The 13,897-nt window shown below is 39.5% G+C and carries 11 protein-coding genes and 1 riboswitch; of the genes, 3 read left to right on the top strand and 8 right to left on the bottom strand.

Annotation, left to right across the window (positions count from 1 at the left end; all coding sequences use genetic code 11):
• Nucleotides 1-73: 73 nt before the first annotated feature.
• From nikC to LKD20_RS05145, 6 genes are all read right to left on the bottom strand, one after another.
• Nucleotides 74-895 (bottom strand): nickel transporter permease, encoded by an 822-nt coding sequence (gene nikC / locus LKD20_RS05170; protein ID WP_227721084.1) that lies wholly within the window; start codon nt 893-895, stop codon nt 74-76.
• Nucleotides 895-1,833, bottom strand: a complete 939-nt coding sequence (gene nikB, locus LKD20_RS05165; protein WP_105089751.1) for a nickel ABC transporter permease — start codon at nt 1,831-1,833, stop codon at nt 895-897. Before nikB ends, nikC begins: the two co-directional genes overlap by 1 nt.
• 148 nt (nt 1,834-1,981) lie before the next feature.
• A riboswitch (cobalamin riboswitch) is annotated at nt 1,982-2,168 on the bottom strand.
• Between the two features lie 447 nt (nt 2,169-2,615).
• Entirely contained in the window at nt 2,616-3,947 is a 1,332-nt protein-coding gene (gene potE, locus LKD20_RS05160) for a putrescine-ornithine antiporter (RefSeq protein ID WP_227721083.1), read from the bottom strand.
• Nucleotides 3,948-4,564: 617 nt separating this feature from the next.
• Nucleotides 4,565-5,992 (bottom strand): argininosuccinate lyase, encoded by a 1,428-nt coding sequence (argH, locus tag LKD20_RS05155; protein WP_227721082.1) that lies wholly within the window; start codon nt 5,990-5,992, stop codon nt 4,565-4,567.
• The gene (locus LKD20_RS05150; protein WP_005381291.1) at nt 5,992-7,203 is read right to left on the bottom strand and encodes an argininosuccinate synthase; all 1,212 of its coding nucleotides are present in this window, start codon (nt 7,201-7,203) and stop codon (nt 5,992-5,994) included. Before LKD20_RS05150 ends, argH begins: the two co-directional genes overlap by 1 nt.
• A 264-nt stretch (nt 7,204-7,467) precedes the next feature.
• Nucleotides 7,468-8,274: a transglycosylase domain-containing protein gene (locus LKD20_RS05145; RefSeq protein WP_105089754.1), complete on the bottom strand. Its 807-nt coding sequence runs from the start codon at nt 8,272-8,274 to the stop codon at nt 7,468-7,470.
• A gap of 372 nt (nt 8,275-8,646) precedes the next feature.
• Between LKD20_RS05145 and LKD20_RS05140 the strand changes: the two genes are divergently transcribed.
• Nucleotides 8,647-8,925: a metal-sensing transcriptional repressor gene (locus LKD20_RS05140; protein ID WP_004695033.1), complete on the top strand. Its 279-nt coding sequence runs from the start codon at nt 8,647-8,649 to the stop codon at nt 8,923-8,925.
• A gap of 200 nt (nt 8,926-9,125) precedes the next feature.
• On the opposite strand, the gene LKD20_RS05135 is transcribed toward LKD20_RS05140, so the two are convergent.
• Both LKD20_RS05135 and ptsP read right to left on the bottom strand, forming a co-directional pair.
• The gene (locus tag LKD20_RS05135) at nt 9,126-9,386 is read right to left on the bottom strand and encodes an HPr family phosphocarrier protein (RefSeq protein ID WP_005385362.1); all 261 of its coding nucleotides are present in this window, start codon (nt 9,384-9,386) and stop codon (nt 9,126-9,128) included.
• Between the two features lie 118 nt (nt 9,387-9,504).
• Nucleotides 9,505-11,232, bottom strand: a complete 1,728-nt coding sequence (gene ptsP, locus LKD20_RS05130) for a phosphoenolpyruvate--protein phosphotransferase (RefSeq protein ID WP_227721081.1) — start codon at nt 11,230-11,232, stop codon at nt 9,505-9,507.
• Nucleotides 11,233-11,570: 338 nt separating this feature from the next.
• On the opposite strand from ptsP, the gene dapF reads away from it, so the two are divergent.
• Nucleotides 11,571-12,404 carry a diaminopimelate epimerase gene (gene dapF, locus LKD20_RS05125; protein WP_105089757.1) on the top strand — a complete coding sequence of 278 codons (834 nt, stop codon included), beginning with the start codon at nt 11,571-11,573 and terminating at the stop codon, nt 12,402-12,404.
• 61 nt (nt 12,405-12,465) lie between these two features.
• Nucleotides 12,466-13,803, top strand: coding sequence for a Na+/H+ antiporter NhaC family protein (locus tag LKD20_RS05120; RefSeq protein WP_227721080.1), 1,338 nt, complete (start codon nt 12,466-12,468; stop codon nt 13,801-13,803).
• The last annotated feature ends 94 nt before the right edge of the window (nt 13,804-13,897 follow it).

Below are 13,897 nucleotides of genomic sequence, written 5' to 3'. Positions count from 1 at the left end.
TGGAAAAACCTTATTACCGCCTATTTATATAACAACTTTCACAACACAAGCTATAAATAAGCATCACACGTAACTAACCTTGGTTCTTAGGATCCACTACGTCCCGTAAGGAATCAGACCAAAGGTTAAAGATAGCAACTACGATAAGGATGGACATACCAGGGAATGCCATGAGCCAAGGGCTCGTTTGCAAATATTGGCGTCCTTCATTAAGCATAAGACCCCATTCTGGTGTTGGTGGTTGAGCACCAAAGCCAAGGAAGGAAAGACCTGCTACTTCAATCATGATAGCCCCAATATCAAGTGCCCCTGTTGTAACAACAAGAGGAAGGATATTGGGAATGATATGACGTCTTAGAATAGTCGTTGTAGAGGCCCCCATCATGACAGCCGCCGTTACATACTCTTCACCGCGAACTTTCAACGTCATAGACCGTACAAGACGAGCATATTTTGCCCAACCAACTACAGATAGCGCTATAATCGTATTCACAATGCTACCACCCAAAATACCAGCAATAGCAATGGCTAACACAACGCCTGGGAAGGATAACATAATATCTGCAAAACGCATGAGGACCATTTCGATTTTACCACCGAAATAACCAGCTACGGCACCGATAATAGTACCAATGCTTACCATGATAACAACGATACTGACACCCATAAACAAGGATAACTGTGTACCATAAATGATGCGAGACAATACATCACGACCAAGCTTATCTGTACCAAACCAATGTTGACTACTTGGCGCTTGTAATGCTTGACTCAGATTTGAGCTAAAAGCATCACCCGGAGCAAGCCATGGTGCAAATATAGCTATGAGAACTACCGCAATCATCAAGGCGCTATAGAAAGAGAACAATTTATGTTTTTGAATAAATTCTGCCATTATGCTCTCTCCCTTTTCAATCTAGGGTCTAATAGGATATATGACGCATCAACTAATGCGTTAATACACATATATGCTAAGGCAACCCACAACACAAAACCTTCGATCAATGGATAGTCGCGCATAGTAATGGCATATACTGCCATATTTCCAAGGCCAGGCCAGGAGAATACCATTTCAATAACTGCAACACCGCCTAATAACCAACCGATAACAACGCCTAGTATAGTGATGAGTGGTAATACTGCATTAGGCAAAATATGACCGAATAAAATTTTCATCTCACTCACACCACGAGCACGTGCGCCGATAACATAATCCTTTTGCATTTCTTCAAGAATAACGAGACGAACTTGGCGCATGTACTTGGACCCGACTACAACAGCTAATGTAACGGCTGGTAGAATTACACCGATAGGAGTTACACGAGAAGATGCAATAGGAACAAGTCCTAATTTAAGGCCAAAGATATAAATCAGTACAAGGCCTAACCAGAATGATGGCATAGACACGCCTACAAAGGAAGCAACGCGCAACAGATAGTCGATCCATTTGTTTCGATTTAAGGCGCTTATAATCCCTGCCGGCAATGCATAGAGCAATGTAAATACTAATGATGTACCTGCCAACATAACTGTCCCTGGCAAAGCCTCCAACATACGATCTACAACAGGCTTTTTAGCAGAGTAACTCATCCCTAAGTCACCTTGTGCAGCATTCACAACCCAGTTTGCATATTGCACTATAAACGGTTTATCTAACCCAAGCTGAGCTCGAGTTTCATCGATAAGCTCCTGAGATACAATTGTATCTGCCGTTTCTAGTAACATCGTTACTGGATCGCCTGGTGCTAAATAAGTGAGACAAAATGTTAAAAAAGTAATGCCAAACAGTGTAACAATGAATTGACCTAGCTGTTTAGCAAAGCGTTTGCCCATAGGCGCCTCCTCCTATACTCTCTAAATACTACAATAATCTAAATGAACAACTAATATGCTTATTTCACCCGATATAGCAGAGGTGCATATAGGAAAACAACAAAAAAGGTTAGTCCACCTGACTAACCTAAATTAAACACGGCATATACATGCCATGCCATCTAGAGCAGGCTTTCTGACTCATGATTCATCGCAACATTTCGGCCTTCCCAGTCTCCTAGTGACCCTATAATGAAACCTTGCTCCTCATTACAGCTATTTGCATAGTATGGGATTTCCACCCATTTTCCTCTTTTACGCTCGGTAATACCGACACTCATTAGTTTATTCATTTTTATCGATTATAAATATACTATATTAATATTATGTTTACAATACGCATACCCCTTAGGGGTATCATTATATTCAATAAAATCAATATAATTTTTATACTAATAAAAAATATCGATTAGTGATAATTGTCAATTTTATGTATAAACCCCTAAAAATACCTTTATATATATAATTTTTCAAGCATAGACTGTATATAGATGTATATATATTAAAAAATGTGATAATAAAGGGCCATATAATATTTCTTTATATAAAATAAGCATTTATTAATCTCCTCCTAATACGTATCCAGTAACTCAACGATCAAAGGATAAGTCTACCCAAAAAGCTGAACCCCATATACGGTTAAAATACATACAACGGTTTAAAATACATGTAACGATTTAAATTACATACAAAAAAGAGGCTATTACCTAGTAACAGCCTCTAATAAGACGAGAGATATTCAGTTAATCGATACTTTGTTGTAAGCGGTGCGCTTTGCGTGTAGTCCACGCTTTACGCAAAACATAGATCACGAAACCGATGCTTACCGCTACTGCACTACCTACCATAGCATCAAAGCCACATGCGTAAATTGCATATAAACAGTAGATAACGCCTGCGCCGAACACGTAGTTGGAACGTTTAATACGGCTTTCAGCTACACCAGCCATACGCATCATTGTAGGTACTGCCAAGATGCACAATACATACGGTACTACGTTAGTTACAACCGCTAAGTTTACTAAGATTTCAAATTGCTCACGTAAGGAGTCGCTAGCAGTGAACAATGTAAGTAATGTTTCAACAGCGAGTAAAATGAATACGCCACGAACAGGAGCATCTTTGCTATTTACACGAGCAAATACTTTAGGGAAGTAACCATTTTCCGCTGCGCTTTTGAATACGCGAGACAATGTGAATTGCCAGCAAAGCAAAGCGCCAAAGCAAGAAATAACCATTGCAGCCATAACGATGTCTGCAATTGTATCATTAAACATGTATACAAATGTCAAACCAAATGGTGCATTAGAATTTAACAAGTCAATGTTAGGCACGATACCTGCCATAACATTCGTGGACAAGATGTAAACCACTGCCACTGCTAATGTACCTGCCACAGTAGCGATAGGTACGTTTTTCTTTGGATTCTCAACAGCATCTGCATTAGCCGCTGCGGACTCAAATCCTAGGAAGCCCCACAAAGTGAGGGAAATGGATTGTTTTACTGCATCGTAAAACGGAAGATCATTTGGGTTCCAAGCCGCCCAATAAATAGACGGATCAAACCAATACCAGCCGATTGTACCAATTAATAAAACCGGCACAATAGAGCCCCAAATAGTCATGTTGCTGAGTCGACCTGTGAAGCGATTACCACGGAAGTTCAAAATCGCTGCAAACCACAAAAGCACAATTGTTACTTGGCTTGTTTGTGTTGCATTAAGGTCAACACCAAAGAAAGCTGCGCCATAACCTACGGCAGATACCGCGATGGCGATATTAGCAATGATGAGAGATATGCTGTAAGCATAGCTCGCCATAAAATGTCCAGTTTTACCGAAGCGGTGTTCTGCATAACCGCCCATGCCCCCTCTAATCTGAGAGAACATACCCGCTTGAGCAAAAATATACGCTAACAGAAGCGCACCCACAGCTGTTACGAGCCAAGATAAAACTGAAATAGTACCAACTTGAGCCAAATTAGTTGGTAACATAATGATCCCAGCTCCTAGCATATTGGCTGCTACCATTGTGGTTAGCTGGAATACAGACATTTTTTTAGCGGTGGTTTTCATGTATCAATCCCCTTTCAAAAGGTGAATTTTTTCTCGTCCATAATTCACTTAAATATAATATACCGCTAAGTAAATTCAGTTCGTGCTGTGATGGGCTTGAATGTGAATTTACCGTTGTTATTCTTATTACGAATTAAATAATAACACCTATGAACCCAAAATGAAAGTACTTTATTGGCGGACAAGCATTATTACACGAATTGAATAAATTATAGTTAATTTATCATCTAAAACGAACAGAACTCATTTTAACAATGACAGGGTGTATTTTTACCCCATTTTATTCTGTGTATATATGTGATTTTTACTATCTATCATGGTTATAGTGTCCTAGTACAAGACTATTGTTTTTGCGCAGTCCACTGTATGCGTACATAAATTTACACCATTTTAATAGTAATTTATCAATTAGAATAACTCTTTTCTAGAAATTATCTATCATTCAAATAAAAAATCGATATACACATAAGCTTAAAGGTTAATATAAAGCACTTTAACATAAGACTTATATGTATATCGATCTTAAATTTTCAATGTCACAAGAGTAACTATTACTTTGAATGTTACTCTTGTACAGGATGTAGCCCTAAATCAAAACATTAGGCTTACTAAAGCAATTATGCTTGCACAGATTCTACAATTGCTTTCCACTGAGCAATTTGTTTTTCTTCTCCAGCGATAACAGCTTTACCATTGCTACGTTGTCTTTCCACACATTCTGGAGCAGTACCAGAATAGTTATTACGACCAGCTACGCAAGCTTCGATGGAAATGGCATCAAGGATATCTGCATCAAAATGATGTGAGATAGCTTTGAAGTCCTCAACGGATAAATCAAGCAATACACAACCTTTTTCAATGCAATGATGTACAGCATTACCTACGATTTCATGAGCTTCACGGAATGGAACGCCTTTTTTCGCAAGGTAATCGGCCATATCTGTAGCATTAGAGAAGTCATCATCGAGGACAGCTTTCATATGCGCCCCATTGACCTTCATACCACGGACCATAGCCGCATTAATGGACAATGCAAAGTGTACTGTATCGATAGCATCAAAAATGCCCTCTTTATCCTCTTGCATATCTTTATTATATGTAAGTGGCAAGCCTTTTAATGTAGTTAATAAACCTAACAAGTGGCCATAGGTACGACCTGTTTTACCACGAACGAGTTCACATACGTCAGGATTTTTCTTTTGTGGCATAATGCTAGAGCCTGTGCAATGAGCATCATCAAGTTCAATGAAGTTAAACTCATTGGTAGACCACAAAATCAATTCTTCGCTAAGACGGCTCAAATGCATCATCACAAGAGATGCAAAGGACAAGAATTCAACTACATAGTCACGGTCAGATACGGCATCCATACTATTTTCGTAAATACGAGAGAAGCCGAGTAGCTTTTGCGTATAGGTTTGATCAATACCGTACGTAGAACCAGCTAAGGCCCCTGCACCAAGTGGCATGATGTCTGCGTGTTTGAAGACCATCAACAAACGGTCAAAGTCGCGCTCTAGCATAGAGAAGTATGCCATCATATGATGACCAAACAATACAGGTTGAGCCCGTTGTAAATGCGTATAGCCAGGCATGATAACATCGCTGTATTTTTCAGCCGTTTCTATGAGAGCTTTTTGCATATCTACGATAAGCTCGCCCATTTCTACTACGGCTTTACGAACGTACATATGTAAATCAACTGCGCATTGGTCATTACGGCTACGGCCTGTATGTAAACGACCACCTGCTTCGCCAATGTCATCAGTTAAGCGTTTTTCAATATTCATATGAATATCTTCAAGAGCCACGGAGAATGGGAACTCCCCTTTATCGATTTGGCCTTTTATCTTTGTTAAGCCCTCAACAATAGCGTCCCGATCTGCGTCGGAGATAATATTTTGTTTTGCCAGCATTGTAGCATGTGCTTTACTGCCTGCAATATCTTCGGCGTACATCCGCGCATCAAAAGCGATAGAGGATGTAAAATCCTCTACCGCTTTATCAGTGCCTTTTGTGAAACGCCCGCCCCACAATTTAGCCATTATTTACCTGCCTTTTCTTTCATCAATGCATTAATTTTAAGAGGTAAACCGAACAAGTTGATGAAACCAGCCGCATCAGCTTGGTTATATACATCGTCTTCTTCGAATGTTACGAAATCTTCGCTGTACAAGGAATATGGAGAAGTTGCACCAGCAGAGATAATGTTGCCTTTGTACAATTTAAGTTTTACTTCACCAGTTACAGTTTTTTGAGTTTCATCAACGAATGCTTGTAAAGCGTTCATCAATGGTGCGAACCACATGCCATCGTATACGAGTTCAGCGTACTTATTAGCAATGAGTTCTTTGTAGTGGTATGTAGCTCTATCGAGGCAAAGGTATTCAAGTTCTCTGTGAGCATACATGATGATGGAACCGCCTGGGTTTTCATAAACACCACGAGATTTCATACCTACCAATCTATTTTCAACGATATCTACAACGCCTACACCATAATGTGCGCCAATTTCGTTGAGTTTTTCTAACAATTGTAATGGAGTACCTTCTTGACCATCTACTGCTACAGGTACGCCATCTTTGAAGGATACAGTTACATAACCAGCTTCATCTGGAGCTTGTTCAGGAGTATGTGTTACCAAGTACACATCATCTTTAGGAGCATTTGCTGGATTTTCAAGATCGCCGCCTTCATGGGACAAATGCCATACGTTTTGGTCCATAGAATATGGATGGGATTTTGTAGCTACAACTGGGATATCGTGTTTAGCAGCATATTCCATGCAGTCTGTTCTAGATTTTAAATCCCATTCTCTCCAAGGAGCAATGATTTTCATGTTAGGAGCCAACGCTTTGATAGCGAGTTCGAAACGAACTTGGTCATTACCTTTACCAGTCGCACCGTGAGCAATTGCATCAGCGCCTTCTTTTTTAGCAATATCTACAAGGATTTTACCAATCAAAGGTCTAGCGAAAGATGTACCTAATAAATATTTACCTTCATAAACCGCACCAGCTTTTACTGTTGGCCACACATAATCTTTTACGAACTCTTCTTTAGCGTCCACAATGTACGCTTTAGAAGCACCAGATTTGATTGCTTTTTTCTCAACTGCATCATAATCCTCAGGTTGACCCAAGTCTACGCATACGGCGATAACTTCTGCGCCATAATTTTCTTTTAACCAAGGAATGATAACGGATGTGTCTAAACCACCAGAATATGCGAGTACTACTTTATTTGCTTTACCCATGATAACACCTCATAAAAAACTTACTATGTATTTTAACTCATATAATCAATATTATATCAGATAATTGTGAAAGCACCGTGGCATCTAGCTCAATGGTCATTCCCTCTTTCTGACAAAAAATAGTATACACCTGTATAATTATAAATGCAAGTATTATTTTTATTCAATTTAATAATATATTTCGGAACGTAACTATTTATCATAAAAAAATCTCTGTTAGCCAATTACCAATCAACTAACAGAGATGTTACTATACTTATTTAATTATTCGTCCACAAGGCCCAAGTCTTGTTTGTATGCATAATCAGCTTCAGCTTGTGTAATCATACCTTGGTCTACCATTTGTTCGAGCACCAGTTTTTGTCGTGCCTTAGCTCCTTTATAATTCGTATAAGGATCTAAGTAAGATGGTGCGTTAGGCAAGGCTGCGAGCATAGCGCTTTGACCTAATGTCAATCGGCTCGGGCTTGTCCCAAAGTAGCCATGTGCTGCTTCGTAGATACCGTAGTAATTATGACCATAATATACGGTATTTAAATACATGGTGAGAATTTCTTCCTTCGTGTAGTAATGTTCCATTTCACTCGCCAAGATCGCTTCTTCTATCTTACGGCTCATGATGCGTTTTGATGAAAGGAAAAGATTTTTTACGACTTGTTGTGTTATGGTGCTGCCGCCCTCTACAGTTTCACCAGCGATGGTATTCGTATAAAAGGCGCGAATGATACCAAGTACATCTATAGCACCATGCTTATAATATCGCTTATCCTCTATGGCGATGAGTGCATTCTTTGTATATTCTGGAATGACATCTCCCTTTACCCAATGTTCTTTAGAAACACGTTGGTTCAGTGCCGTCTCTACCTTTTCTTTAAAGGTAAATAATCGTATAATACGATCTGTGCGACTAAGGGTATCTTCACCTTGTTCTATGCGTTTTTCAACAGTTGTATGCGCGTTACTTTCACGATCTGTACCTTGAACCCTATGGTATCCATCATATATAAACACGGCCAGTATCATAACTAACACAAATACCACTAGGTTCCGAAGGTAGCGAAACACTTTCATTGCTTTCACCTATTTCATAAAGGCCCGTAGTATATACCTATAGACAAATTTAAATTCTATATGCATTACAGTACCTTATATACATATACAAACACATTGTGTATTAAATGTATTGTATCACATCAATTAAGAAGAAGATATATATTACAAGGTCTAAATAGATGTGTATAATATAAAATACATGCCATGCTATTTTAAAAGTATATATTTAAATGTACCTTTGAATACAGATATTCACATACATCCATATACAATATAAATCTATATATGTAGATTTAATGCATATTAGGTATACTTATTAAGTTGTATTACAAACTTTACATGGAGTATAATAATAAGGATGATAAAAAACATGCCCATTGGAGGAGTATTATGAAACAATGTATGGATTCAGAAAATCTACATCGTCGATTGCGTAAAATCCTTGGTCAAGTGCAAGCTATTGATCGAATGATTGAAGAAGACATTCCATGCGAAGATGTGTTGAGCCAAATTAATGCAGCTAAGTCTGCACTACATAAAGTAGGTCAAGTAGTCCTTGAAGGGCATATCAACCACTGCGTACGAGATGGTATCGAACACGGTGACGTAGAAAAAACCATTAGCGACTTTACAAAGGCTGTAGAGCGCTTTGCAAACATGGGAAAATAAAGAAGAGGCTAAACCGCCTCTTCTTTTTTTACTTGAAACTACACGCTAATAGTTTTGTAAATTCGCCATATTAAATTAAAGGTAACATTTAATCAAATCAACCAAAACATAAAACATATACAAAAATCATATACATAAAACATATAGATCAACAAAAAAGGACTCTACATTCGTAGAGTCCTTTGTATTACCACATTGTATTAGTCGTGGTTAGTTGTTAAGAATTCGCTTAATGCAGCAAGTGCATCGTCTTCGTCAGCACCGTCAGCTGTCAATGTAACGGATGTACCTTTTGTAGCGCCCAAAGTCAATACAGTTAAGATGGATTTAGCATCAGCTGTTTTGCCGTTAGCAGCGATTGTCAATTTGGAAGCATATTTAGCAGCCAATTGTGTGAAAGCTGTAGCAGGACGAGCATGTAAACCAGATTCGTTAGTAATTTCTACTGTTAATTCTTTCATGATAACCTCTTTCTATCTTGATAGGCTGTGCCTATCCCATACGTTCTAATAGATATATTGTATCAATTTCAAGCCTTTCAATTCAAGTATATTGAAAGTTATTTGCTATACAACAGAATTATAGTAAGCCTTTTTCAGCTAGTACAGATTTAGCATAGTCTGTAATTTCTTCTGCTGTATCCATGGAAAGTGCTTTATTAGCCACATCTTCACATTCTGCTTTAGAAACAGAGCGCAAGATTTTCTTAATAAGTGGTATAGAAGATGCTGTCATGGAGAATTCATCAAGACCCAAGCCTAATAAGATCATGGTAGCCACAGGATCACTAGCGAGTTCACCACACATGCCTGTAAATTTACCTTGTTCATGGCTCGCATCGATAACATGTTTGATAAGACGTAATACGCCTGGATGCAATGGTTGATATAGAGCGCCAATAGATTCGTTCATACGATCTACTGCCAATGTATATTGACACAAATCGTTGGTACCAATACTGAAGAAGTCTACGTATTTTGCCAAGATCGGAGAAATAACAGCAGCTGCTGGTACTTCAATCATAATACCAACCTTAATATCCTTATTGAATTCTTTGCCTTCAGCTGTAAGTTCTGCCTTACATTCTTCAAGCATAGCATTCGCTTGTTTCACTTCTTCTACGGAAGCGATCATAGGGTACATGATATGAATATCACCAAAGGCACTAGCGCGCAATAACGCACGCAATTGTACTTTGAAGATATCTGGGCGGTTCAAGGAAATACGAATGGCACGGTAACCAAGGAATGGATTCATTTCCGTTGGCAAATCAAGGCATTTCAACTCCTTGTCACCACCGATATCCATGGTACGAATGATAACAGGCTGTCCCTGCATATCTTCTGCAACCTTTTTATATTCTTCGAACTGTACATCTTCTGCTGGCAATTCATCGTTTTCCATGTACAAGAATTCTGTACGGTATAAGCCGATACCTTGTGCGCCCATTGTAAGAGCATGTTTAGCATCTTTAGACTTACCGATATTGCCAAATAATTCTACATGATGACCATCTGTAGTCTTAGCTTCAAGATTGGCAGATTCGCGTAGGCGTTTTAATTCCTCTTGGTAAGCAGTAGCTTGATTTGTATATTCAGCCCAATCCGCATCAGATGGATTTGTTTCGACAATACCATCTGTACCAAGTACAACGGCTTTCTCGCCATCAACAAAGCCTTCAATATCACCAACGCCCATAACGGCAGGAATTTCCAATGTACGTGCCATGATAGCCGCATGAGATGTAGGGCCACCAGCAGCTGTTACAATGCCTTTTACAACATTTTTATCTAGAGATGCCGTATCGGATGGCGCCAAATCATGAGCCACCAATATAACCTCCCCAGAAATATGGGATAAGCCACGAGGGTTCATACCTAACATATTGCGCATCAAACGATCACCGATATCTTTGATATCTGCACCCCGTTCGCGCATGTATGGATCTTCCATACCGAGGAAGATATTGGCAAAGGTTTCAATGGTTTGAGCTGTAGCCGCTACAACGTTAGTATGGCTAGACTCAACGAGGGATTTAATACCATCAGATAAAGATGGGTCTTGAGCAATTTGCATATGTGCTTCAAAAATAGCCGCCTCTTCAGGGCCCATTTCTTTCAAAGCCTTTTGACGGATTGTATCCAATTGCTTTAAGGTAGATGCCATAGCAGCAGCAAACTTACCAATTTCCGCTTCTACCTGATCCTCTGCTACAGTGTAATCAGGAATGACAATTTCCTCTTGAATATATCTATATACATTGCCTACTGCAACGCCACGAGATCCAGAAATCCCTTGAATTCGCATGTGTGTTCCTCTTTCTATTACGATAAACTACATTACTCTTTATTTTATCATTTCTACGGTAAACAATAAAGTAATAGAGCCCTATATATCCGCCTTTCAGGTTGTCCCACGTGGGTTAATTTTTACCTCATGTTCATATTTCTCAACCGTCTTAATACGTACTATAACAAGTACTTTAAAAGGAGGTCATTTTTTGCTTATTTTTACTTTAATTTTATAAAGTTACACCCCATAATTGAAAGCCATTTATGATATAATAATATAGAATATATAATAATATACATATGAGACTTTCACGGGCTTCATGGTGAAAGTCTTACTTATTGATAGGAGACTTTATGAAATTAACAAAAATGCATGGTCTTGGCAATGATTTTATCCTCTTTGCCGACCCTCAAGGTGCTAACAAGGACTATACTGATTTAGCCATTCGCCTTTGCGATCGCCGTACAGGCATTGGTGCTGATGGTTTAGTCATTGTTGTACCATCTGACACATGTGATGTGCGCATGCGCATCATCAACTCCGATGGCAGTGAAGCTGAAATGTGCGGCAATGGTATTCGATGCTTTGCCAAATACGCTTACGAACACGGAGAAATTACAAAAGAAACTTTCACCATCGAAACATTAGCAGGTGTTATGAAGCCAACCTTAACCATCGAAAATGGTGTGGTTACACTAGTAACAGTAGACATGGGCAAGCCATTCTTTAACAGTAAAGATGTACCTATGAATGTAGACATGGATAAGGTCATCGACGTAGACATTGATGTAAATGGCGAAACTGTAACAGTGAGCTCTGTATTGCTCGGTGTACCGCATACAGAGGTTTACGTAGAAGATATTACAAACGCCCCTGTTACGACACAAGGTCCAATCCTTGAAAAACACGATGCATTCCCATCCAATACAAATGTTAACTACATTGAAGTAGTAAACGACAAACACATCAAGGTTCGCACATGGGAACGCGGTGCTGGCGCTACACTAGCATGTGGTACAGGCTCTTGTGCCTCTGCCGTTATGTCCTTCGAAAAAGGCTTAACAGGTCGCGAAGTAGACGTAGAACTTTACTTAGGAACATTGCATATTTCATACTTGGAGGATGGCACGGTGCTCATGACAGGCCCTGCTGAGGAAGTCTTCGAAACAGAACTTCCTATCGATTAAGATGAAGTGGTTACAACTCATATTAAATGCGTTTCTAAAGTATCAACAAGGCCGTTCACTGATGCCGAAAAATACAGAGCCCCTCTTAGGCTTACTCCTATCCATACTCGTTATCATCATCGCCGTAGCCAATAGCATTGCCATCGGTTACGCCTTGATTGTAGTATGGTGCATTATGGCTTATGTGTTCTACCGCAAAGGGTACCAACCAAAAGAACTACTAAACCTATCATGGACAGGTGCTAAAACATCCATTGTGGTAATGCAAATATTCCTGCTCATCGGTTGGCTCATCGCCATGTGGCAAGCGGCAGGTATTATCCCTATGATTATTGCCACAGGCATCGACTTGATTGATCCTTCTATCTTTATCGCTTGTGCTTTTTTATTAACAGCACTAGTGAGCATGCTGTTAGGAACTGCCCTTGGCACTGTAGGTACCATAGGTATTGTACTCATTACGATGGCAAAAGCTGGTAATATTCCAGAAAACATCGTAGCAGGTGCCATCATTGCTGGTGCGTACTTTGGTGATCGGAACGGTCCTTTATCATCTAGCGCCTCTCTCGTAGCAGCCTTAACGCATACAAAGGTATCGACCAACATTCCTATTATGTTTAAGGATGGTCTACCAGCACTTGTTATTTCTACAGTGCTCTACCTAATACTATCGCAGTGGTTCCCGCTCAACTATGCAAATAGCTTACTGTCTGATACGATCCACTTTGTGTTCAACATCGATTGGACCTTGTGGATTCCTGTGATCATCGTCATTGGTCTGTTACCTTTGAAAGTATCTATCCGTTGGCCTATCGGCCTTAGTGCATTAGCAGCGGCAATTTTGGCTTATACCAATCAGGGCGCTACCCTTTCTGATTTAGGCTGGTATACCTTAACAGGCTTTGAACTACCACATTATAATCCACTAGCAGATATCATTCACGGCGGTGGCTTACAAACGATGTTCATCCCTACCCTTTCTATTTTTATGGCAACTGCCATTTCTGGCATGCTCGAAGGGGTTGGCTTCTGGAACGATATTCGACAACTATTAGAGCGAGCAAAAACACGAAGCGATGTATTTGCTGCAAACGTAGGTCTTGCCTTTTTAACAGGTGCTGTAGGTTGTAGTCAAGCTATTGCAGTAGTGATGACCCACTCTATTATGCGCATTACCTACGCACAACGAGGCATTCAAGATGAAGATGTGATGCTCGACTTTGAAAACAGCGGCATTCTCATTGCTCCATTACAACCATGGAACATCGCTGCTTATGTACCTGTAGTTATGATGGGTACTAGTACAGCTGGCTATGTACCATTCGCCTTCTTCCTATACCTCGTACCGCTCCTATACTGGTTACGACTACGGAATCAAGATCAACCAATTATACGTTAATTATAAAATCAATCGAATTTACGCTAATTACAAAATCAATCAAATTTACACTAATTACAAGATTAACCAATCATAGGCTAATTAAATTTATCTT

This window comes from Veillonella fallax, from assembly GCF_020687175.1.
Lineage (GTDB): Bacteria > Bacillota > Negativicutes > Veillonellales > Veillonellaceae > Veillonella > Veillonella fallax.
This window is presented reverse-complemented; position numbering and strand designations above follow the sequence as displayed.